Source organism: Acetobacter fabarum (genome assembly GCF_022483405.1).
GTDB classification, from domain to species: domain Bacteria; phylum Pseudomonadota; class Alphaproteobacteria; order Acetobacterales; family Acetobacteraceae; genus Acetobacter; species Acetobacter fabarum.
In genome coordinates, this window is sequence record NZ_JAKVNI010000001.1 from 820,966 (window position 1) to 844,792 (window position 23,827).

General features: G+C 59.9%; 18 protein-coding genes. 8 read left to right on the forward strand and 10 right to left on the reverse strand.

The window, feature by feature from the left end; all coding sequences use genetic code 11:
• Window positions 1-159 precede the first annotated feature (159 nt).
• From rodA to LKE65_RS04085, 8 genes are all read right to left on the reverse strand, one after another.
• Entirely contained in the window at window positions 160-1,314 is a 1,155-nt protein-coding gene (rodA, locus tag LKE65_RS04050) for a rod shape-determining protein RodA (protein WP_086646976.1), read from the reverse strand.
• A 4-nt stretch (window positions 1,315-1,318) separates the two neighbouring features.
• On the reverse strand, window positions 1,319-3,241 hold the full coding sequence (mrdA, locus tag LKE65_RS04055) for a penicillin-binding protein 2 (RefSeq protein WP_086646977.1): 1,923 nt from the start codon (window positions 3,239-3,241) through the stop codon (window positions 1,319-1,321).
• 19 nt (window positions 3,242-3,260) lie between these two features.
• A complete protein-coding gene (locus tag LKE65_RS04060) occupies window positions 3,261-3,824 on the reverse strand; it encodes a rod shape-determining protein MreD (protein WP_086646971.1) in 564 nt (187 codons plus the stop codon).
• 4 nt (window positions 3,825-3,828) lie between these two features.
• Entirely contained in the window at window positions 3,829-4,743 is a 915-nt protein-coding gene (mreC, locus tag LKE65_RS04065; protein WP_086646970.1) for a rod shape-determining protein MreC, read from the reverse strand.
• Between the two features lie 88 nt (window positions 4,744-4,831).
• A complete protein-coding gene (locus LKE65_RS04070; protein WP_095350065.1) occupies window positions 4,832-5,878 on the reverse strand; it encodes a rod shape-determining protein in 1,047 nt (348 codons plus the stop codon).
• Window positions 5,879-6,093: 215 nt separating this feature from the next.
• Window positions 6,094-7,683, reverse strand: a complete 1,590-nt coding sequence (locus LKE65_RS04075; RefSeq protein ID WP_165925880.1) for a 2-isopropylmalate synthase — start codon at window positions 7,681-7,683, stop codon at window positions 6,094-6,096.
• A 134-nt stretch (window positions 7,684-7,817) separates the two neighbouring features.
• The gene (locus LKE65_RS04080; RefSeq protein ID WP_158093057.1) at window positions 7,818-7,988 is read right to left on the reverse strand and encodes a hypothetical protein; all 171 of its coding nucleotides are present in this window, start codon (window positions 7,986-7,988) and stop codon (window positions 7,818-7,820) included.
• Window positions 7,989-7,999: 11 nt separating this feature from the next.
• Entirely contained in the window at window positions 8,000-9,052 is a 1,053-nt protein-coding gene (locus LKE65_RS04085) for a COX15/CtaA family protein (RefSeq protein WP_194301368.1), read from the reverse strand.
• A gap of 178 nt (window positions 9,053-9,230) precedes the next feature.
• On the opposite strand from LKE65_RS04085, the gene LKE65_RS04090 reads away from it, so the two are divergent.
• From LKE65_RS04090 to LKE65_RS04115, 6 genes are all read left to right on the forward strand, one after another.
• Window positions 9,231-9,851 carry a TVP38/TMEM64 family protein gene (locus LKE65_RS04090; protein WP_278740539.1) on the forward strand — a complete coding sequence of 207 codons (621 nt, stop codon included), beginning with the start codon at window positions 9,231-9,233 and terminating at the stop codon, window positions 9,849-9,851.
• Window positions 9,852-9,986: 135 nt separating this feature from the next.
• Window positions 9,987-11,258: a multidrug effflux MFS transporter gene (locus LKE65_RS04095; protein ID WP_086646966.1), complete on the forward strand. Its 1,272-nt coding sequence runs from the start codon at window positions 9,987-9,989 to the stop codon at window positions 11,256-11,258.
• A 92-nt stretch (window positions 11,259-11,350) separates the two neighbouring features.
• On the forward strand, window positions 11,351-13,612 hold the full coding sequence (locus LKE65_RS04100) for an ATP-binding protein (RefSeq protein WP_341461204.1): 2,262 nt from the start codon (window positions 11,351-11,353) through the stop codon (window positions 13,610-13,612).
• 159 nt (window positions 13,613-13,771) lie between these two features.
• On the forward strand, window positions 13,772-14,305 hold the full coding sequence (locus LKE65_RS04105; RefSeq protein WP_086646965.1) for an adenine phosphoribosyltransferase: 534 nt from the start codon (window positions 13,772-13,774) through the stop codon (window positions 14,303-14,305).
• A gap of 152 nt (window positions 14,306-14,457) precedes the next feature.
• Complete coding sequence (locus tag LKE65_RS04110) at window positions 14,458-16,692, forward strand: FUSC family protein (protein WP_086646964.1); 2,235 nt, start codon at window positions 14,458-14,460, stop codon at window positions 16,690-16,692.
• A gap of 49 nt (window positions 16,693-16,741) precedes the next feature.
• Complete coding sequence (locus tag LKE65_RS04115) at window positions 16,742-18,040, forward strand: glycerate kinase type-2 family protein (RefSeq protein WP_278740541.1); 1,299 nt, start codon at window positions 16,742-16,744, stop codon at window positions 18,038-18,040.
• Window positions 18,041-18,051: 11 nt separating this feature from the next.
• On the opposite strand, the gene LKE65_RS04120 is transcribed toward LKE65_RS04115, so the two are convergent.
• Window positions 18,052-18,648 (reverse strand): uracil-DNA glycosylase family protein, encoded by a 597-nt coding sequence (locus LKE65_RS04120; RefSeq protein WP_278741757.1) that lies wholly within the window; start codon window positions 18,646-18,648, stop codon window positions 18,052-18,054.
• 63 nt (window positions 18,649-18,711) lie between these two features.
• Window positions 18,712-20,178 (reverse strand): aminotransferase-like domain-containing protein, encoded by a 1,467-nt coding sequence (locus LKE65_RS04125; protein WP_278740542.1) that lies wholly within the window; start codon window positions 20,176-20,178, stop codon window positions 18,712-18,714.
• A 146-nt stretch (window positions 20,179-20,324) separates the two neighbouring features.
• Here LKE65_RS04125 and LKE65_RS04130 point away from each other — a divergent pair, with 146 nt between their 5' ends.
• Window positions 20,325-22,757 (forward strand): TonB-dependent receptor, encoded by a 2,433-nt coding sequence (locus LKE65_RS04130; protein ID WP_158093056.1) that lies wholly within the window; start codon window positions 20,325-20,327, stop codon window positions 22,755-22,757.
• Between the two features lie 12 nt (window positions 22,758-22,769).
• Window positions 22,770-23,825 carry an amidohydrolase family protein gene (locus LKE65_RS04135; RefSeq protein ID WP_278740543.1) on the forward strand — a complete coding sequence of 352 codons (1,056 nt, stop codon included), beginning with the start codon at window positions 22,770-22,772 and terminating at the stop codon, window positions 23,823-23,825.
• Window positions 23,826-23,827: the final 2 nt, after the last annotated feature.

Consider the following 23,827-nt stretch of genomic DNA (forward strand, 5'->3'; position numbering starts at 1 on the left):
ATGGGAGCTTGAGCCGCAGGCCGCTTTGTGGAGAAAACAGAGTGGACAAATGAAGGTGAAAAAACAGTACTAAGTGTTACCTTTAACGTGCAAGCTAAAAGTGCAACCCTACCAAGTCAAGAGCAGATCAAACCAAAAACACAAGCTTTATTGCGGGTGTCAGGCTGTGCGGCCGTTGCTTTCGTCCAGCCGTGTGTCCCGATGGACCCATGTTGAAAGCAGAAGCCCAAACCCCAGCATAACATTCAGCATGGCCGATCCACCGTAGGAAACCAGCGGCAGAGGCACCCCCCCAACCGGAATTGCCCCCATGACCATGGAGAGGTTGACCAGACAGTAAAAGAAAAAGTTCATGCTGATGCCAAGCGCAATCAGCCGGCCAAAACGGTTGCGGCAGCGTATGGCCATGATCATGCCGCCCATAATCAGCAGCACCAGCAGGGCAATGACGGTGGCCGCACCGATAAAGCCCCATTCTTCGGCAATCATGGTGAAAATGAAGTCTGTCTGCTTTTCGGGCAGAAAGTTCAGCTGCCCCTGCGAGCCGTGCAGGTAACCCTGCCCCCACATGCCCCCGGACCCAAGGGCAATCTTGGACTGGATAATGTTGTAGCCTGCTCCAAGCGGGTCATTTTCAGGGTGGAGGAAGGTGGTAATGCGTGCCTTCTGGTAATCATGCAGGTGCCCGTAGGCAAACTGCACAAGGGAGGGCAGTGGCAGAACAAGCAGAATAATCTGCCAGAGCCGCATGCCTGCCGTAAAAAACAGGGATGCGCCAATACCCCCGATAATGACCGCCGTGCCCAGATTGGGTTCCTTGAGCACCAGCCCAACTGGTACCAGCACCATAAAGGCAGGCGGAATAAGCCAGAGCGGGTTGCCCATACGGGCATAATCCATGCGCGAAAACCATGTGGCCAGCACCGCCACCAGGGCGATCTTGGCAAATTCGGACGGCTGAACCTGAAGCCCCCCGATCATGAGCCAGCGTTCGGCCCCTTTGCCAACATGGCCCATGTGCAGGACCGCCGCCAGCAGCACGAGCGAGAGCGCATACATTCCCCATGATGCCCGCATAAGCAGGCGGGGGGGCAGCATGGCAATGGTCACCATCAGCACAAGGCCCACGGCAAAACGTGCGGCCTGCGGGGCTGCAAATGGGTAAGGCACACCGCCTGCGGCAGAGTAGAGGGTAACGTAGCCAACACCGGCTAGTGCACAGATCAGCAGAACATAAAGCCAGCTTATCCGCCACAGCTTGGCCATCAGGCGGAAGCTGGGTTCGGCCCGTAACAGGCGCTTGTGGAATCGGATTGGGTTATTCAAAGCTGTCATCCACAGCGGCCACGCTTTCTGGCGGGGGTGTGGTGTGGTTGGAAGGGTCGCGCAGGAGTGTGTCGCGCATGATGTTGCGCGCCAGTGGTGCGGCGGCGTCTGCCCCTGCGTTGCCGTGCTCAATCACGACCGATACGGCGTAGCGGGGTGCATCATACGGGGCAAAGCAGATGAACAGCGCGTGGGGGCGGTATTCCCACGGCAGGTTGGCGGAGTTGAAATGCCCGCTCTCACGCAATGCGCGGGAGACGTGGCGCACCTGGGCCGAACCCGTTTTACCCGCCATGGTAATGCCCGGCAGGTCAAGCTGGGCCTTGGGGGCCGTGCCGTGGGGTTCGTTCACCACGGCAAACATGCCTGCCCGCAGGGCTTCCAGATATTTTTCGGGCATGTTCAGGCTGGGCCAGTGCTCGGGGCTGGCCATCGGGCTGATCTCGCCATTAATGGCGCGCATAAGGTGGGGCTGCACGGCCCGGCCGGTGGCCATGCGGGCGGTGTAGGTGGCCAGTTGCAGGGGGGTAACCTGTATGAACCCCTGCCCGATCCCGCTGACAATGGTATCCCCCCCGTTCCAGTGGTGGTGGTGGGCCTGACGCCATGCGGGGGTGGGGATGAGGCCCGTGCGGGTATGGGGGAGTTCAATATCCAGCGGTACGCCAAGGCCCATGCGGTGTGCGGTTTCGGCAATACGGTCCATGCCGATCCGGCGGGCAATTTCGTAAAAATAGACGTCGCAGGAGTATTTGAGCGCCAGATGCAGGTCAACCGACCCATGCCCCCAGCGTGACCAGCAGTGGAAGCGCGTGCCCCCTACATCCAGATGACCGGGGCAGAAAACCCGATCGGTGGGGGAGATCAGCCCCGACTCCAGTGCGGCCATGGCTACAGCGGGTTTGAAGGTGGAGCCCGGTGGGTAAACACCCGCCACAGCCTTGTTAATAAGTGGGGTGTGCTGGTTGTTGGTCCATTCAATCCACTGCGCGTGGCTGACACCGCTATCAAACAGGGATGGATCGAACGAGGGCGTGCTGACCATGGCCAGCACCTCGCCATTATGGCAGTCCAGCACCACGGCGGAGGCGGTCTGGTCCCCTATGTGGTTGAGCACCCTTTGTTGCAGTCCGCGGTCTATGGTCAGGGAGATTTCTTCCCCCGGCACGCCTTCTTCGCGGTTCAGCTCGGAAATTACGCGGCCAACGGCGTTGACCTCCATTTCCACCGAACCTGCGGTGCCGCGCAGTTTCTCGTCCTGATTCTGTTCTATGCCCGCGCGGCCAACCCGCATGCCCGGTAGGGCCAGCAGGGTGGAATGTGCCACGTCGTTCTCGTTAGGGGGGGCAACATAGCCGATAATATGGGCCAGCAGTTCCCCTTCTGGGTACACGCGGCGTGTGCCCACATCTATCAGCACACCCGGCAGAGAGGGCGCGTTGAGCTCGATCCGCGCCATTTCATCCCAGGAGAGGAAGTCCCGCAGCATCACAGGCACAAACCGGCGCTGGTGGCGCATCTCGCGCGCAATGCGGTTGCGGTCACGCTCATCAAGCGGGATCAGGGTGGAAAAGCGCTCTATGGTGCCGGCAACGTCGGTTGTTTCCTCCGGCATCAGGAGTGCGCGCCAGTTTTCCTTGTTGTTGGCAAGGGCAATGCCGTAGCGGTCCACAATGCGCCCACGCGGTGGGGCCAGCAGGCGCTTGCTTACGCGGTTGTTGGCCGCCATGCGGGCATAGTGGTCACCATCATTGATCTGGATATGGTACAGGCGGCGCGCCAGCTCGCCCATGGCCCCGGCCTGTACCGCCATGCACAGCAGGGCGCGGCGGGTAAATACGCCGCGTGCCGGGTCCTTCTGATCCCGGATCGGCATCAAGCGGCGGTTCTCGCGTTTACGCCGCTTTAGCCACATGGGAGCACCTCCCATGCGGTCATGGCGTGTCCTTCTCGTCCAGAATATGCAGGAACCACGAGAAAGTGGCGGAAAGCAACGGATAGACCCCTATGCAGAGCAAGGCTTCAAAAAAGGCGGGTGCGGGATCAAGCAGATGGAGCCGGAACAGGCAGGCCAGCGCCCACTGCAATGCCGCTGCAGCCGCTCCTACCAGTCCAAACAGGCACCACACCACTAAAAAATTCATCCGCATGAGACCAAAACGGGCATAACTGCCAATGCCATGCACCAGTAATAGAATAAAGGCGCTCACCCCCAGCGGTGTAAACCCCACAAGGTCCATAAAAAGCCCAAGCAGGAACACGGCCAGCGAGGGCATGCCGGAGGGCCGCCACACGGACCAGAAAAAAATCGTGTTGATAACAATGGCCGGGAGCAACTCCGCCGCTCCGGGAACAGTCAGGGGGGCCGAGAAAAAAATAATGACCAGCGCCGTAAAAACGGACGGCAGAAGATGCCGCGCCGTACGGTCGAGTCGCTGGCGGGATGTCAGCTGGGTTTCGGTATCATGTTCCCAGCGGGGCTGGTGGGGGTCAGACATGCCGTTATCCCTCCTGCCCCGGACCAAGCAGGGTTTTAAATGGCAGCGTAAGGGCACGGTGCGGGCGGGTTAGCGGCACATGGCCGGGGGCTTCGGGCGGTTCTATCTCGGATTGCCCAAAGTCAAACACGCGCAGCATGGTCAGCCTGTCCAGCCTGGCAAAAGGCTGCACCACGGGCTGGCCGGGGTGTAGGTAATGCACGCTGCCAATGGGAATGCCAGAGGGAAAAGCCCCAGCCTGATCGGAGGTCACAACCCGCTCACCCTCTATGGGGCGGGTATCCTGCGAATAATAGAGCAGGCGGGGCAGGGGGGAGTTGTCCCCCACCATAATGGCCGCGGCATGGCTGGATTCCAGCTCCACCGGCAGGCGGCTGGCAATGTCGGTAATCAGCAGGATGCGTGCGGCATGCGCGCCAACTTCCGTAACCCGCCCGGCCAGCCCGCTGGAGGCCAGTGCTATGTTGCCAACCTGTACGCCACTGGTTGTTCCTGCTACCAGCAGTACGGCGCGGGCGTAAATCCCCCCGCTGTCGGCCACTACCCGGCCGGTTACAAATGCGGGTGTGGGTTCGGGCACCCAGTGCAGTTCGGTTTTGAGGGTATCATTCTCCCGTGCGAGGGAGACGGCAACTTCGTACCAGCGCCGCAGGTTGGCGTTTTCAGCACTCAGGCGGTGGTTTTCTTCCGCCAGATTACGGGCTTCCTGTATCCCGTGCACAAAGCGTTCGCTGTCGGTCTGGGTGCGTGAGAGCAGGCTCCACAGGGGGGCCAGCACGTCGGCCACACGCATGCGTGCCTTGTCTGCCAAAGGGCGGTCGGCCTGCCCGGCAATAATGATCCCGACAGACATGAGCAGCAGAACTGGCAGAACCAGTTTGCTCAATGCCTGCCTTACCTGAATGGAAACCGGGACCATGGAAAACCGGATGCCCTTATATCTGACGGCATAAAGAACCAGATTCAGCCACGCACCGCAAAGTGGCCGGGGTGGCTGAACCGGGACGTTAGTACATGGTGGTCAGCACATTGCGCAGACGCTTCATTTCTTCCAGTGCACGGCCCGTACCCAGCGCCACGCAGGAAAGGGCGTCTTCTGCCACGGTGACCGGCAGCCCGGTTGCCAGACGCAGCACATCGGCCATGCGGTACAGCAATGCGCCGCCACCGGTCAGGACAATGCCCTTGTCCACAATATCTGCCGCCAGTTCGGGCGGGGTGTTTTCCAGCGCGGTCTTGACCGCATCCACAATCTGGCTGATCGGCTCCATCAGGCTTTCGGCAATCTGGGCCTGAGAGACCTGAACCTCGCGCGGGACACCGTTGATCAGGTCCCGGCCCTTTACGTCCAGCCAGGGGCCGCTGTCTTCCGGGTCATCCGGGGGGAGGGCCGCACCAAGGTTGATTTTAATCCGCTCTGCCGAGCTTTCACCGATCAGCAGGTTATAGGCCCGGCGGATGTAGGAGATAATGGCTTCATCCATTTTATCCCCGCCAACGCGGACCGAGCGGGCATAGACAATGCCGCCAAGGGATATAACGGCCACTTCCGTAGTGCCACCGCCAATATCCACAATCATGCTGCCAGAAGGCTCGGTTACGGGCAGGCCCGCACCAATGGCGGCGGCCATGGGTTCCTCAATCAGGAAGACCCGGCGTGCACCGGCGCTCTCGGCACTTTCCTGAATGGCGCGGCGCTCAACGGCTGTGGAGCCGGAGGGCACGCATACAATAATCTGCGGGCTGGCAAAGGCCCGGCGGTTATGCACCTTGCGAATGAAATGTTTGATCATTTCTTCCGCAACATCAAAGTCGGCAATCACCCCATCGCGCATGGGGCGGATGGCGGCAATGTTGCCCGGTGTGCGCCCGACCATCTGCTTGGCTTCTTCCCCCACAGCCAGAAGCTGCTTTTTGCCACGTATGTCTGCAATCGCCACGACCGAGGGTTCGTTCAGTACAATGCCACGCCCTTTGACATACACAAGGGTATTGGCAGTACCGAGATCAATGGCCATGTCCGCAGACATAAGACCGAGCAGACGAGAGAACATCCAGGACTCCTGGTTGAGGCGGCACTACGCGACTGTGCGGAAGGGGCAGGCAAACAAAAGGGACCCCAACGGTCGCTTTGGTCAATATATTTGCACGGATTAACGGGGCATAGCGAGGCAGACAAGCCCTCAGTTCATAAACTTCCGCATAATTTTCTTATGCGGCGGGGTATCTGCCTCGTTATATGGGGGCGCAGGCCCCCAATGGGCGCGGCTCAGGCGGTCAGGGCTTCGGGCGCGGTGCGCGCACGTTTGACCAACAGCTTGTTCAGGGCATGCACGTAAGCGCGCACGGCGGACACAACGGTATCTGCATCCGCGCCCTGGCCATCAACCAGCTTGCCATCTTCTTCCAGCCGGACTGTGGTGCGGGCCTGTGCATCCGTACCTTCCGTTACCGCACCAACGCTGAACAGCGCCAGACGGGCCTCATGCGGGAACGCCAGACGCAGCGCGTTAAAGGCGGCGTCCACCGGCCCGTTGCCGCTGGCATTGGTCTGCACGTCCTTGCCATCGACCTGAATGGTCAGGTCCACTTCGGAAGGTTTGCCCGAGGTGGATGTCAGGCTCAGGGCTGCAAAGCGGATATGGTCGTGGTCACGGGCTTCATCATCAACCAGTGCGACAATGTCATCGTCGTAAACGACCTTCTTGCGGTCAGCCAGATCCTTGAAGCGGGAGAACGCTTCGTTCAGGCGGGTGTCATCCATGTCCGCATAGCCCAGCGCCTTGAGCTTGTCGCGGAAGGCGGCACGGCCCGAATGCTTGCCCATAACCAGAGAAGAGCGGCTCCAGCCCACGCTTTCGGGGGTCATGATTTCATAGGTTGCGGCGTTTTTCAGCACCCCGTCCTGATGAATGCCACTTTCATGTGCAAAGGCGTTGCGGCCCACAATGGCCTTGTTGGGCTGCACGTCAAAGCTGGTAATGGTGGCCAGCATGCGGGAGACCTTGAGCAGGTCGGTGGTCTGGATGTTGGTGGTGTAGGGGTACTGGTCGTGGCGTGTGCGCAGCGCCATCACAATTTCTTCCAGTGCGGCGTTCCCTGCGCGTTCCCCAATGCCGTTAATGGTGCATTCCACCTGCCGTGCGCCACCGCGCAGGGAGGCCAGCGTATTGGCAACGCCCAAGCCCAGGTCGTTATGGTTATGGGCAGAAAAAATGACCTGATCCGCACCCGGCACACGTTCGCGCAGCATGGAAAAGATTTTTTCCATGTCTTCGGGGGTCGCGTATCCGACCGTATCGGGCACGTTGATGGTGGTGGCCCCGGCCTTGATCGCGGCTTCCACGCAGCGGCACAGAAAATCCGGGTCGGTGCGGGAGCCATCCTCGGCGGACCATTCCACGTCATCTGTCAGGTTACGTGCGGCGGTGTTGCCGGTGGTAATCAGGTCCAGAACGGTTTCCGGCTCCATGCGCAGCTTGTACTTCATGTGCAGCGGGGAGGTGGAAATAAAGTTGTGGATACGCTTGCGCTCTGCCGGTGCCAGTGCCTCGCCTGCCGCAGCAATATCCTTTGCTCCCCCACTGCGTGCGAGCGCGCAGATAACGGCCCCCTTGGTGTGGCGGGCAATTTCGTTCACGGATTCAAAGTCACCCTTGGAGGCAACGGGAAAACCCGCCTCAATCACATCCACACCCAATGTTGCCAGAGCTTCGGCCATGCGCAGCTTTTCGGCCAGGTTCATGGAAAAACCGGGGGACTGTTCGCCGTCACGCAAGGTGGTGTCAAAAATAATGACACGCTCAGCCGTCATGCGGCCAAAGGATGGGTGATTGAAGCTGGACTGATCAGCAGACATGAAAAATGTTCCTGAATTGACTTTGGTCTGGCGCTGCCAAAGGCTTGTCACGCCTTATGTTTGCCTGTGCCGCACACAGGCGCTCTCACTTGCAAAATCCCCTGGGCGCGGCAGCACATGGCCACCCGGATCGCTCAGGGGCTGATAAGTCGAAGGAGAAGGTCCAGACGAAAAGCCACGCCGCCCTGAGCCGCTGTTACGCGGGTCTTGAGGGAATCGGACATGAACCGGTCGGAGATCATGCCCGGTAGAATACCGTCCTGTTTTGTCAGCGCAACAGGAAAATGACCGGCGTGGGAAATCATTGGGCTCTGCTTCAGCCCTGCGGCCTGCCACGGCGCAGGGTGTGCAGCACATACAGCATGACCCCCAGCAGCACGGCGGCAAAGGTCTGGTGTACGGCCCCGGCCCATACCGGCACAACCAGCAGCAGGGTGGTAACCCCCAGCGCATACTGCACCAGCACGGCCCAGCCGAGCAGAATAATGCCGTTCTGCGCCTGTGGGCCAAGCCCCGCACCCCGCCGCAGCCCGGCCAGCAGCACCGCGCCAATGCTCAGCGCGGTCAGGGTGGCCAGCAGGCGGTGGTCAAACTGGATGGCGGCCTTGTTGACGATCCAGTTCATCCACAGGGGGGAAAGCTGGGCGTAGTCAGCCGGAACAAGGTGCCCGTCCATGAGCGGGAAGGTGTTGAACAAAAAGCCCGCATGAGTGCCCGCCGTAAAGCCGCCCGCAATAATGGTGATGCACAGCAACCCGATGCTCAGGCACGCCAGACGCCGGGTGAGTTTGACACCGGGCGTAAAGGGCGTGGGTTCAGGCTGGGGCCAGCGGATGGAAAACGCAGTCCACAGAATGGCCCCATACAGCAGTAGAGCGGCACTCAGATGCAGCACGAGTCGTACCGGCTCAACCGCCGTGCTGTTGGCCCGGAAGCCCGAGGCCACCATAAACCAGCCAATGGCGCCCTGAAGCGCTCCGAGAATGAAAAACACGAACAGGCGCACGGCAAGGCGGCGGGTGATCATGCCCCGGATAACAAACCAGACCAGTGGTGCCAGCAGCACCAGCCCCATAAGGCGGCCCCAGAAGCGGTGGATCCATTCGGCCCAGAATATTTTCTGGAATCCTTCCAGCCCGAACCCTTCATGCTGGAGGTGGTACTGGGGAATGGTCTGATACAGCGCAAACAGGCGCTCCCACTCTGCGTGGGACAGGGGCGGGATCATGCCGCTCACGGGCTGCCAGTCCATAATGGACAGGCCAGAGCCGGTCAGGCGGGTCACGCCGCCAATGGCGATCATGCCCAGCAACATGAAACACAGAAGGAACAGCCAGCCCGAAATCAGGCGGCGGTGGGCAGGCGTCATGTCTTGCTGGCGCTGGGGCGTGGTGGGCATGGCACTCTTTTGCGCTTGGGTTAAACTTTATGGCTAGGGTTTACAGCCAGCTTGCGGGCCGCGGCAAGAAGATGCTAGCGCCCAAGGGATGGAACCAGCCACTCCTGCACCGGAGCAGCCCGCCAGGGTCGTGTTCAAACCTTTGCTAATGCTGCTTATTCTGGTGGTGGGGGCAATCGGGTTGCGGCATGTGCCTGCCCTGGAGCAGGTGCTGGGCAGTACGGATATGCTGCGCGCGGGCGTGGGCGGCCGGCTGGTGTTTGTGGCAGGGGCAACGGTCTGGTGTGCTTTTGGGCTGCCCCGGCAGGTTGCCGGCTTTGCCGCAGGGCTGGCCTATGGTGTGGCCGAAGGGCTTGCCATGATCACCATAGCTTCTACATTAGGGTGTGTGGCCGGTTTTTTGTGGGCCCGCTGGGGTGGTCGTTCATGGGCGCAGGCTCGCCTTGGACCACGGTTTGAAAAGCTGGACGCGTTTTTAACCCATAAGCCCTTCCTGAGTATTCTGACATTGCGCCTGCTGCCTGTTGGGTCGGCCCTGCTGCTCAACCTGCTCGGAGGTGTGTCCGGTATGGCTGTATGGCCATTCTTTGCGGCAACCCTGCTGGGTGCGCTGCCCCAGAACGCCGTTGCGGTGCTGCTTGGGGCTGGTGTGCAGGTGGGGGCGGCTTGGCAGTATGGCGCGGGGGCCGGTCTGTTTGCCTTTTCTGCCGTGCTGGGCTGGTGGCTGTGGCGGCACGCCCGTATTGCCCGGGCCAGTACGCAGGGCTAGGCCCGGAGCGTTGTGTGCAGGCAGGCCACCAGTATCTGCCTGTTATGAATACGGCCCTGTTCCTCAATAGTTTTTCCATTATGGGATGAATTTTTTGCGGCACTTATCTCATTCGGCACACCCGGAGGGCCGGGTATGACGTCTTCTTCCTCATCCCCTACGGCGCAGGGTACGCCGGGGCCGGCTTTTGCACAGGGTGTGCCGGGCTGGCTGTCCCTTCTGCTTGGGTTCCTGACTGCTGTTGGGCCTATTTCTACCGATATTTATCTGCCCGCCTTCCCGGCCATGGAGCAGAGTTTTCATACCAGTGCGGGCAATGTGCAGTTTACGCTGGCCATCTGGTTTGTGGGGCTTGCCATAGGGCAGTTGAGCGTAGGGCCGCTGGCAGACCGGTATGGCCGGCGCATGCCCCTGCTGGTGGGGAACGTGCTGTATGCGGTGGCGTCTGCCGTTTGTGCATTTGCACCGGATATTACGCTGTTTTCCGCTGCCCGGTTTGTGGCGTCTATTGGCGCATCGGCCAGTCTGGTTGTGCCCACAGCATGTGTGCGTGATGTGGTGTCCGACCGGGCAGCGGGGGCACGCATGATGTCCCGCCTGATCATGGTCATGGGGGTGGTGCCTATTCTGGCGCCCATGCTGGGTGGTCTGGTGGTGGAGTTTGTGTCGTGGCGGATTATTTTCTGGGCTTCGGCGGTGTACGGGCTGGTCTGTGTGGGGCTTGTGCTGTGGGTCCTGCCTGAAACACTGCCTTACCAGAAGCGCCAGAGCCTTTCCCCCATGACCCTGCTGACCCGCTACGTGGGCCTGCTGGGGGATAGGGGCTACAGCATTTACGCCCTGATCACGGCGTTTTCGACATTTATGACCTTCAGTTACCTGACCGCAGCACCGTTTGTTTTTGTGCAGCTTTTCCACTTTTCGCCATTGCATTTTTCCATGCTGTTCGGGGTCATGTCCGTGTTCATGATCGGAGCATCACAGGTGAATGGCCTGCTGGTCGGGCGGGTGGACCCGGCCCGTCTTTTGCATGGTGCTGTGGCCCTGTCGGTTCTGGGCACGGTGCTGATGGTGGGCGTTAGCGTGTGGGGTTGTTGGTACGCGCCTGTGGCGTACAGGCCGTATGAGGTGTGGCTGGTTATTGGGACCATGGTCATAGCCCTTGCACCAACGGGTATTATTTTCCCCAATGCGATGATGATGGCTCTGGCCGACCATCCGGCTCAGGCGGGGGCGGCATCCGCCCTTGCAGGCACGTTGCAGTACGTGCTTGGCGCACTGGCCGGGGTGCTGGTGGGTCAGTTTGCCGCCACATCTTCGTTACCAATGGCTGGCTGTATGGGCTTTGGTGCGCTTATGATGCTGTGTATGCATACATTCCGCCCCGCTTTGCATGATGTTGCCTGATCCTGCATGGGCAGCCATGCCTTGCCCGGTTAAGATCAAGCTGTCATGCCCACAGGGATGGCAGGACACAAATAATGGGGGGCATGCCTGACATGCTACGGCATCCAGCAAGACGGGCTCATATTCTGGCTCTTATCGGGGCTGGTGTGCTGATTGTGACCTTTGGTGGCATTGGCATAGAACTCGGGAACGACATGGCCCGCCATGGCAACCTGGACCGCCAGAGCACGGCCGCAGGTAGTTATTTGCGCGGCGTGCACCACGCCACCAGCAATGCCCGTATCTGCCATTATGCCTTTGAGGCAGAACATAACCCGGCTGATGGCGAATGTTACCTACAGGCCATTACCCAGCTTTCCGATGCCCGCGCAGGGTTTGACGGCTTCCGCTCCGTGCAGCTACGTGAAGGGAGCGGGCGCAAGGAAGTGCTGGGGGTGGTGGAAAAACAGCTCCAGACCATTAGCGCATGGCCCCGATCGGCCGAGGCCATGCCGCAGGGCGGGGCTGCCCTGCTGGCCACACTGGACCAGAACCTGTCTGTGCTCAGCCGCGCCAGTACGCTTGATCAGGCGGACCGGGTTGCCAATATGCTGCGCAATACAAGCTGGCAGCGCAGGCTGGCTGTTCTGGGTATTCTGACTGGTGTGCTGAGCATGATCTCGGCAGGCTGGGTGCTGGACCGCTCCTCCCTTGCAGCAGCACGGGCCGAGGCATCTTCGCGTGATCTGGCGTTGCGGCTGCGCGCCACGTTGGACAGTCTGAGCCTTGGCGTTGCGGTGTTTGGTGCGGATGGGCGGCTATGGCACTGGAACGAGCAACTGGCCACGGTGCTTGGTCTGGGCAAGGATTTTTTGCGCACGGGCCTGTCCTACAATGCCCTGAGCGGCATGCTGGTCGTGGATGGCGTGCCCCTGCTGGAACCGTTTGAACATATTGAGAGCAGCCTGTCCAAAGGGGAGCTGGCACCGCCGGTTGTGGTGGAGTGCAAGGGCGGCAATGGCGCGGATCTAGAACTGTGCCGCACGCTGTTCTTTGCCCCCGATGGTGCAGCCGAACGGCGCGGGTTTGTGCTGACTGCGGCAGATATTACCATGCGCCTGCGCAGTGAGCGCGCTCTGGGCGAGGCACAGAAGCTGCGTGCCCTTGGCCAGTTGACCGCAGGCATTGCCCACGACTTTAAAAACCTGCTCACGGTTATTCTGGGTAATCTGGAACTCGCGGCGGAATATGATCAGCCGGATCAGGTGGAGCAGCGGCAGGAATACCTGTCCGCGGCCACACATGCCGGGCATCGTTCCGAAGCGCTGACCGGGCAGCTCCTCTCCTTCATGCGCAGGCAGCGTGGGGCGCCGGATTCGTTGCGGCTATCGGACCTGTTCTCCTTTCTGGGTGGGTTGCTTGGGCGTGTCATCGGCCCGCGCATTGTGGTGGAGTGCGGTGTTGTGGCCGATGTGTGGCCTGTCCGCGCAGACCCCGCGCAGCTGGAAAGTGCCGTGCTTAATCTGGCCATCAATGCGCGGGATGCCATGCCTTCTGGCGGGCGGCTGCGCATTACGGCGCGGAATGTCACGTTCTCGGTCAATGCTGACCTGATGGGCCTGCCGGTGGAGGAAGGGCGCAGTATCCGTGTTGTTTCTGATGCCTCCCCCCTGCCTGCAGGGGACTGGGTCCGGCTGGATGTGGTGGATAGCGGTTTTGGCATGACGCGGGAGGTCATGGACCGCCTGTTCGAACCGTTCTTTACCACCAAGCGCGAGGGAGCGGGTACCGGCCTTGGCATGGCCATGGTTCTGGCTTTTTCCCAGCAGGTGAATGGCCGGGTTGTGGTGGCAACGGGGCGTGGCAGCGGGACCGAGGTTTCGTTGTGGCTGCCACGCGCCATAACGGCCAGCGCCGGGGCGGAGGCCACGGCAGTCGAGGCCGTGCCCGCTTTGGCCAGACCCACCAGCCCGGCCCCGCAGGCGCAGGCACGCAGCCTGCAGGTGCTTGTGGTGGAGGATGATGCCGCCATACGCGATATTGTCGTGACCATTCTGAGCATGGCAGGCCACAAGGTGCTGGAGGCGGGGGACGGCGAACAGGCGTTTGATACAGCCGCCGGGGTGGAAGGTACGCTTGACCTGCTGGTGACCGATATTCAGCTCCCCGGCCCGCTTGACGGGGTTACCCTCTCGCGCGTGCTGGTGGAGCGCTACCCTGCTCTGGCCGTGGTGTATATGTCGGGCGACCTGACAGCCGATTCCCCCCCGCCGGAGGGGAGCGTGCCCAATGTGCGCCTGCTGGCCAAACCTTTCCGCCGCGATGGGCTGATGGAAGCCGTAACCGCGGCACTGGGTGCGCGCGCGGGGGTCTGACCAGCCGGATATTTCCTTGCGGAACGCTCCCGTGCGGGATAGAGCGGGGCCGGTTGCCTCAGAACTGTTCGCCGGCGGTGCTTGACCTATGGGAATAAGGCAGGATGGAAAACGCGCTTCCACAACGCTGGGCGCATGGATGAAGGATTGTCAAATACCATGACGGGACGTCAGGATATCGACCTTAAGGATTACATCCGTCACATTCCCGATTTTCCCAAGCCGGGTATTTTGTTCTACGATATTTCAACCCTGATGCGGAACCCCGACGCATGGCAGATTGCCATGGGCCGCCTGACGCGCCAGATTGCTCCCTTGCAGCCCGACCTGCTGGCCGCAGTGGAATCCCGCGGGTTCCTGACCGCCGCCCCGATTGCAGACCGCATGGGCTGCGGCATGCTCATGCTGCGTAAAAGCGGCAAACTGCCGGGCAAGACAATCTCGCACACCTATGAGCTGGAATATGGCTCCGACACGCTTGAAATTCAGGCTGATGCCGTCAAGCCCGGTCAGCGCGTTGTGGTCATGGATGACCTGCTGGCAACCGGTGGCACGCTCGCTGCCTCCATCGACCTGCTGCGTAAAGCCGGGGCCGAGGTTGTTGGCGCATCCGTGCTGGTTGAACTGACAGGCCTTGGCGGCCGCGACAAGCTGGACACGACTGTAACAAGCCTGCTGTCCTACGAAGACTAAAAGCGGACGACGTTTTTTTGTATGCCATGTCCTGTGCGTAACGCTGGGTGCAGGACAGGGCATACGAGGTGTGAATACGCTTTTGGGCTTCTTTGGGGTAAGAAGAAGCAGATGGCAGTCTCTCTGATCAGTCCTGACCGGCAGAACGCGGCATGAAGGCTGCGGCGTTTTCATTTGGCCAGTTCTGTCAGGCCTTCAAAACCATTGTCCGGCAGGCGCTCGAGGGGGGAGGCCCCCCGCGTGACCTGAGCAGGCTGCGCTGGCTGTTTGCCCCTAACCTGCTGTCTTTCGGGTATGCACTCCGGACCACCATATCGTCCCTTATAGCCCTTGGCATTGCCCTGTGGTGGGAGTTGGGGAGCCCGCAATGGGCCGCCCTGACCGTGTGGATGGTGGCACAGGGCACGCGCGGCAAGTCCATTGCCAAAGCGCGGTGGCATATGTTTGGCATGGTGGTGGGCACATTGTGTGCGCTTATCCTTGTCGGGAGCATGCCGCAGTCCCCGCTGCTCTATATTTTCTGGCTTGCGGTGGGTATTGGCGGGTTCTGCTTTGTGGGCACCCTGCTGCCCGGCCCTGCCAGCATGACCAATTACCGTATTCATGGCATGCGGGCCTCGGGTTTTACCTACGCCATTATCGCGCTTGATGGGGCAGCTGCCCCGGACCAGATTTTCCATATCGCCATGGCGCGCGCCACGTATATTACGCTGGGTATTGTGGTGGAAACCACCATATCCTCCCTGTTCCAGTACCGGCTTGGCCTGCGGGCCAGAAACAGGCTTGCCACCAATTTTGTGCAGGCACTTGATGGTGCCGTGCCAGCACTTGTGCGCCTGCTTGGGGGGGACCGCCGCGCGGTTGCCAATTCCCCCGACGTGTTCACCACCATTGTTGGCCTGAGTGATCAGGTCGAGTTTGCGGAAGTGGAAATGGGCGAACACCAGCACGAGGGCGACCATGCCCGTGCCGCCCTTGCCGCCATAGCCGTGCTTATGTCCCGTGGGCTGGACCTTGGTGCCCTGCTCTCCATGCCCGAAAGTCAGGGTAAGGAGTATTTGCAGGTTGCACAGCAGGTGGCCGGGTTTTTAAAGACCATTCCCCAGCGCCTGACGGATGAGTCGCCCGTGGCCCCGGTCCTGCGGGACCTGACCGCCCTGCGCGCCACCTGCACCCAGCTTGCGGCGACCTGCCTTGAGCAGGAGATGATAGCGGCCACCAACCCGCCTATTGATGTGGCACAGGAGAGTAGCCTCTCGCGTGAGGGGCAGCTGCTCCACAAGCTGGGTGCCATTCTGGATGAGTTGCAACAGGCCATTGAACAGTTCGAGATGAGCCGCAACCCGACGCCGCATGACCACTTCAGGTACCCCATGCGCAGTTACCGGGACTGGCGCATGGCCTTTACCAACAGCCTGCGGGCATCAGTCACCATTTTTGCTTCGGGGCTGATCTGGATTACAACGGGCTGGACCGACGGGCTGACATTCATGATGTTTGTCTCCATTGTCTGTGCCCTGTTCTCCACGCTGGAGCAGCCTGCACTAGCCACGCAGGCGTTTTTGCACGGCACGATTTTTGTTGTGGGCATGAGCGGGCTGCTTGATCTGTGGGTCATCGCCCAGCCAACAATATACGAAACACTGGCCCTGTGTCTGGCCGTGCCCATGCTGGTGGGGGGGCTGGCCTTTGCGTGGCCCCCGCTCATACTGGCGGCAGTTGCGTATAACCTGTTCCTGCCCATTCTTATCGGCCCGATGAATCAGGGCCGGATGGACGAAATCCTGTTTTTCAACACCGCGCTGCCGCTGTTTCTGGCCATGGTTTTTTCCATGTGGATGTACCGGCTCTTCCTGCCGTTTGACCCGGATGGCCTGCGGTGGGACCTGCGCGTGAGTATTCTGCGCCGCCTGCGCAGGCTGGCCCAGCACCGTGCCGCCCCCCCCATGACCGAAGTGATCGGCCGCGGGGTGGATGGCTTTGTCCGGCTGGCATCCATGACAACAGATGATGGCAACACCTACGTGCGTGACCGGTATGTAAGCGGTGTGCTCTCGGGCATGACCATAGAGCTTAACCTTTTGCGCCTGCGCGTTATTCTGGGGCGCAATATTCTGCCAGCTGATGCCCGGCATGCCACACAGGCCATGATGAACCGCATGCAGCAGTTTTCTGGCCGGTATGGTGGGCAGTATGGCCGCACAGCACGGGCAGCGGCTCTGGCGGTGGAATACCTCTCGCGCATGGAGCAGGCCGAAACCAACCTGTCCGTGCGCGAGGAAATGCTGCGTGTGCTGGCCAGCCTGCATGTGATTGCAACGGAACTTAAAGAAAATCAGGCGTTCTTTGACGCATCCTCCCCTTATCTGGACAAGGCGTTTACCTGAACGCAAGGTAGGCCAGTTACGGCGGAGCCGGTCATAAGGGAGAAACATCATGCCAGATGCAGGAGTTGCATGGGATAACGCGCGGGCCAGAACCCTGCTGCGCTCCATGTTTGATGCCGCCGTAGCCAGCGCAGACCCGTTTGTGGTGCTGGCCAAACACCTGCCCCCCAAACCCAAAGGGCGCTGTATTGTGGTGGGGGCTGGCAAGGCCTCGGCGGCAATGGCCGCAGCCCTGGAAGCCGCCTGGCCCGATGTGCCGCTTGAGGGTGTGGTGGTCACGCGTGACGGGCATGCCGCCCCGACCCGGCATGTGCGTATTCTGGAAGCCTCCCACCCTGTCCCCGATGCCCGGAGCGAGGCAGCCGCCCGCGCCATTATGCATGCCGTAACGGGGCTTGGGCCGGATGATCTGGTGATTGCTCTTGTATCGGGCGGGGGGTCGTCCCTTCTGGCGTTGCCCGCGCCTGGGCTGACGCTGGAAGATAAGCGTCTTGTCGGGCGGCAACTGCTGCATTCTGGCGCGACCATTACGGAAATGAACACCGTGCGGCGCTACCTGTCCGCCATCAAAGGGGGGCGGCTGGCACAGGCTGCCAGCCCTGCACAGGTGCTGACACTGGTGATCAGTGACGTGCCGGGGGATGATCCATCGGTGATTGCCAGCGGGCCAACCGTGCCGCCATCAGGCACGGCGGCGGATGCGCTGCGGATTGTGGAACGGTATGGGCTGGACCTTTCCCCCACTGTGCGGGGGGTGCTGGAGCAGGCTGTGGCAAACCAGCAGGACCATAAACCCGTAGCGGACCCGCGCAACCGTGTGGTGCTGATTGCCACCCCGCTTATGGCGCTTATGGCCGCAGCAGATGTTGCGCGGCAGCAGGGCGTGACCCCGCTTATGCTGGGTGATGCACTGGAGGGGGAAAGTCAGGTTGCCGGTATTCTGCTGGGTGGCATGGCACGTTCCGTGCATGCGCATGGTCTGCCCGTTCCCTCGCCTGCGGTGTTGTTAAGCGGGGGGGAAACAACCGTGACCATCCGTGCGGGGGAAGGGGCTGGTAAAGGCGGGCGGAATACGGAGTTCCTGCTCTCCTGCGCGCATTTTCTGGGTGGTGAGAGTGGTATCTGGGGGCTGGCAGGCGATAGTGATGGCATAGACGGCACGGAAGATGCCGCCGGTGCCATTTTTGCCCCCGATACACTGGCCCGTGCAGCGCAGGCAGGCTGTGTGCCTGAGCCATTCCTGCGGAACCATGACAGTTACAGTTTTTTCAAGGCGGTGGATGATCTGCTCATGACCGGGCCAACGCTGACCAATGTCAATGACATCCGCCTGCTCCTGATTACCTGAAAAATCCGGGCTTAGTCCTGCAATGCGCGGGCGACCTCGCGGCGCAGGGCGGGAAGAACGGTTGCCCCGAATGCGGGTGTGCGCCGCTCCCACGCCCCTGTGCGCCATGATGGATGGGGGAGGGGGAAGTAGGTAGGCAAAAACTCTTCAAACCGCATAACCCGGTCAAACACCCCGCCTTTGCCCAGCACATAATTCTGCGCATAGGAGCCTACCAGCAGGGTAAGCCGGATATTGGGCAGATGTTCCAGAATGCGTTTGCGCCATAAAGGCGCACATTCCGGCCTTGGGGGGCGGTCTCCCCCTTTTGGCAGCACGCCGGGGTAGCATAGCCCCATGGGTACAATGGCGACTTTTTCCGTATCGTAAAAAAGGCTGCGGTCCATGCCCAGCCACGCCCGCAGGCGATCGCCCGAGGCATCGTTAAAGGGGATTCCCGTTTCATGGACCTTGGTGCCGGGAGCCTGCCCCGCAATCAGCAACCGTGCGCGGGGGGAGATATGGAGCACCGGGCGTGGCCCAAGTGGCAGGGCATGGGCACAGGCCGAGCAGGCGCGGACCTGCTGGAGCAGGGCGTGTAACTGGTGGTCCGTTTCTGTGTGCGCCAGAATCTGGGCTCCTGCTGGTTCCGGGGTGGGGTATCCCTTTGTCCCGGAATGGGTGGGTGCTTTTTATGTGTGGTTGGAAAGTCTGGAAAAAAGGGCTGGAATGTCTTCTTCCGATATTTCTCCATAACCATGGGACACAAGGTTAGGCAGGTCTGGCAGGCCCGGGTGGGAGCGGCTGCTGGCCGCGGCATAATTACCGGGGAAGCGGATTCCTGCTTTTTCCGCCTCGGTCAGGAAAGGCTGCACCTTGCCGAACCCAGCGGGCAGGAACCAGCTCAGGCGGGGGGCATGCTCTGTGCCGCAGAATTCCATACGGCCAAAAAACCGTTCCAATGCGGCCATAAAAACCTCTCTGCGGCGCATCATAACCACCCGTGTACGGCGCAGGGCATTGTCCAGCTCGCCCGAGTCCAGCATGCGGGCCAGAGCTTCCTGCTCCAGCCAGGGCAGGCCGTTCCCCGTAAGCAGCTTGGCTTCCAGCACGGCTGGCAGGAAGGACCAGGGGACGACCAGATACCCAAGCATCAGCCCGCCACCAAGGCAGGGAGCAAACAGGCCCGCGTGGAGCAGATTGCGCCCCCCTGTAAGGGAGAGAAGGGAGGGGATCGGTTTTTTTTCAAACGAGAGCAGGTCATACATCGCTTCTTCAAACACAAGGCAGCGGTCCTGCATGGCCAGTGCTGCAATATGTTTGCGACGCGGCAGAGAAAGCGTGACATTGGTCGGGATGTGGCACCCCGGATTAACGCATAAAAGGCGTGCCTGCTCGGGGGCCAGATCAGCCAGCTTGATCCCCTTGCGGTCAATTGCGCCGCTAATCACGTGCATGCCCAGTTTTTCGTATAACTGGCGTTTTCCCGGGTAGCATGGGTCTTCAAGAATCACATGGTCGCCGGTTTTAAGCAGGGCATATGCGATAATGGAATGCGCTTGCTGTAGCCCCGTAACAATAATGATCTGCTGCGGGTCAATGGTGACTCCGTGGCGTAAATGCAGCCACCGGGCCAGTGTTGAACGCAGGAAGGGGAGCCCGGCATTGGGCTGGAACTCGCCCCCCCGTTTCCAGTTATCGCGCAGCAGCAGGCGCTCGATGGTTTTTTGCCATGCGGGAAAACGATAAAGCGGCATGTTGCTGCCAAAACCGAGGTTAAAGACTCCATCGGGTGTTTGGCGTTCCTGTGCCGGGTCTCCAATAAAAGCCTGACCGGGCCATGATGGCTCCCCAAGGGATGCGGCCGCGGCACCGCGTTCGTTCCCCAGCTGCGCAACGGAGCTGGTGCTGCATGGTGGTGTGGGGTGGATGAATGTCCCGCGTGAAGGGCGCGTCTGCAAATACCCTTCCGTTTCCAGATGTTCAAAAACAAGCACGACCGTATTGCGCGATACGCCCCAGCGTACGGATGCCTCCCTTATGCCCGGCAGAGGGGTGTTGGGGCGCAGCATGCCAGAGGCAATAGCGGCAATAATCTGCCGCATAATCTGTTTTTGCAGCCCTTCGCGGGCATTGCGGTCAAGCTGGGGCACAAACATGCGGGCCTACTTTCATGCACATATTGCACTATTTAATATCGTTTAAACCGTACCCATAAAAATTATAAAAGCCGTCACTGTCGTAAAATGCAACGAATTAATACTAATCAAAATAGTAAATGGTTAAAAACAACGCGGCGTGGAACATGATTTACCCTTCCTCACTCTCGGCTCCCCGGTCCTTCCTCTCCCTTTCGGGGCGGGCTATGGCCTGCCTGTCCAGGCGGAACCGGCTTGCTTGCGCCGCTTTGCCATCCCTGATCCTTGCATCGGGTCTTGTGGCGTCCGCCACATCTTCCGCCAAAGCCGAAACACAGGGCAAACCTTCAGGTGCCAAAACCGCCCCTGCTCCTGCCAAGGGCGGCAAGGCCAGCAAAGTGGGCAAGGTGGCTTCTCCTGCTGCATCAGGCGGGCTGGAGACCGTTATGGTCACAGCTAACCGGCGCACGCAGGATATTCAAAAGGTTGCGGCCACCGTTACGGCAATCAGTGCAACCACCATCGCCCGGCAGCATCTGGATAGTGCAGCCGATGTGGCCGCTTTTGCCCCTAACGTGCTGGGGTATAATTTTGATGGTCGCTTGCGCCCCCGGTATTACATCCGTGGTGTTGGCAACGGGAATGTGGCCAATAACGCCATTGGTGCCGTGGCGGTTTATGCAGATGATGTGTATCTGAACAGCCTGAGCTTTCAGGGCTTCCCGCTGTTTGATCAGGCGCAGGTTGCCATTCTTAACGGTCCGCAGGGCACCTTGTGGGGCAAGAATGCAACGGCAGGGGCCATACAGTTTACCTCCCGCCGTCCCGAATTTAAAAAAGAGGGTCACGCACAGGTCGATTTTGGCGATTATGGTCAAAAGCGGGGTGAGTTTGTTATCAACACCCCCATTACCGCCAATACGTTGACCACCCGCCTGTCTGTTCGGCAGGAAAATTCGGATGGCTGGGCAAAAAATGCCAGCACAGGCAAGGATGTCGGTAATTTTGGTGACTTTGCCGCCCGCTTTCAAACGCTCTGGCGGCCATCGGATGATCTGGAGTTTCTGCTGAATACGCATGTGCGTGACATGCAGAGTTCCAACGTGCCTTACTATAGCGCTTCGGGCACGTCAGTATATTCACCGCTTAAAACATCAAGCAGGGACTGGACCAATTCCAACGTCAACGGGCGTCAGGCCCTTGTGTCGGAGGGGGTATCCCTGCACACAACGTGGCATCCGGGGCATGGGCTGACCTTTACCTCCATTACCGCGTTTGAAAACGCACAGCGCCGCCAGACTGGGGATGGAGATTACACACCCCTTGAATACAGCAGGTCTTATGACAAACTGCACCCTGTGCAGGTCAGTCAGGAGTTTCGTCTTGCATCAGACCCACACCAGCGGATCGCATGGATTGCAGGCGCTTATTATTTTCATGAAACCCTGAACGACCACTACGCGACCGCAACGCTCCCCCCCGGTGCGCCTACAACGCCCGCCATTATTGGCCAACCAGCCTTTACATCTACACAATACCGGCAAACCACAGATAGTTTTGCTATTTTTGGTAATACAACCATCCATGTTGTGCCGTGGTTTCAGGTTGCTGGTGGGGTAAGGTGGACGCACGACCACCTGCGCCTTGATCTGGACAGTGTTCAGGCAAGGTCTCCGGTTTCGTTCGCGGGGAATGCGACAAACTGGTGGAATGCCCAGAACGTTCTTTCACCCATAACGGGGATTGATAGTTACCATGGAGGCAAAAGCTGGTCGAATGTCAGCTTTGATGTGGAGCCACAGTTCCTGATTGGAAAAAATCAGATGCTCTACGTGCGTATTGCCGATGGTTATCGTTCAGGTGTTTTCAATACCCAGATTACTCCCAACCCGGTTAACAGGGGGGGCACGCCGTTGCAGACAGCACGGCCGGTTAACCCTGAAACCCTGACATCCTACGAAGCCGGTTACAAAGGAAGCTGGTTTAACCACCGCCTGACCCTGAGTGCTGATGGTTTTTACTCAAAATACGACAATATCCAGACCTCCTGGACCGCAACGGATGCCGCAACAAAATCAACCATTATTTCGCTTACCAATGCCGCATCCGGGCGCACTTTGGGGGGTGAGTTCTCCTTTCAGGCCCGCCCGATTGATGACCTGACAATATCTGGGAATGTGGGTGTTCTCAGAACAAAGTTTACGGACTTTACCGCCCCCACCGGTGCAACCAGCCTGAAGGGTAACGAGTTCGCCCGTGCGCCACACCAGACAGCCAATATTTCGGTGGACTGGAACTTCCGTACCGGTATTGGCAACGGCAGCGTTGGCACGCACTGGAACTATACCGGGCATTATTACTACCTCGTTTCCAACGAAAAAGCATCTGCCCTTCAGCAATCATCTGTCTGGCTGGGGGATGTTCATGCCTCCTTCCGTCCGGGGAACAGCCGGTGGGAAATCAGCGGGATCGTCAACAATATTACCGGTAACCGTTATCTGGTGCAGGTGCTGCCGTATTCCGCAACAAGCCAGACATTTACTTACCAGTACAGCAACCCCCGCATGTTCCTGCTTTCGGCCCGTGTGGACTTTTTCTGAGGAGAGCGCGTCATGACAACCCATAAGACTGTAATCGACCTGCACTCCCACTGGTTTGCACCTTCCACACTGGATATTCTTGGGCGCCGTGCGGAGGCACCGCGTATTGGTCGCCAGGGAGATGAACTTGCCATCTGGCGCACGGGGGCGGGGGCAGGCAAGGGGGGAGCATTCCCCCTTGGTGCGCAATGGTACGATTTGCAAACCCGACTGACTCATCTGGATCATGTAGGGATTGCGCACCAGCTTTTATCCTGGCCAACAACACTGGGGGTAGATGCCGCACTCCCCTTTGCGGATACGCAGGACCTGTGGACGCAGTGGAATAACGATACCGCCGCTCTTGTGGCCCAGCACCCGGACCGCTTTAGCGCTGTGGCGGCACTCAGCACGGATAATCTAGCCTGGTCTGCCAAAGAGCTGGAACGCGGGCATGAACAACTGGGCCTGATCGGGGGTGTGTTGCCTGTTAACGGGTTTTTCTCCCGTCGCTCGGCAGAGGCCTTTCGGGGGATATTCGAAGTGGCTCAAGCGCATCGCAGCCATATTTACCTGCATACGGGGTTTGCCAGTCCCAAGGTTCATGGCCAGCCCCCCGATATTCTACATGATGACAACGAAGCCCTGCGCTGGGTCATAGACAACGGGTTCTGCTTTGCATCTGCCGTTGCAACGCTGGCGTTTACGGATTTTCTGGCCCCATTCCCCGATGTGACAATCCAGATAGCCATGCTCGGTGGTACGGCACTGGGGGCGCTGGCGGCCGAACAGGCCGTAGTCTCCCCCCGCGTGCAGGCTGGCCCGCTGCGTGAGCACTTTAAGCAGATATGGCTGGACACGGGGGCAGCTGGCAGTGGAACGGCTGCTGTTGCCGCAGCCGTGCGGGTTCTGGGGTCTGAGCGCGTTGTTTTTGGCTCGGACTATGCTCCGGTGCCCGATATTGGGCCTACGCTTGAGCGTGTGCGCGCGGCAACGGCAACCGACCCCGACGGACAGAAATCAGTTCTTTTTTGGAATGCACAGCAGCTTTTGGCACGCCATGGCGTGCAGGTTGCCCCACAGGAGTAAAA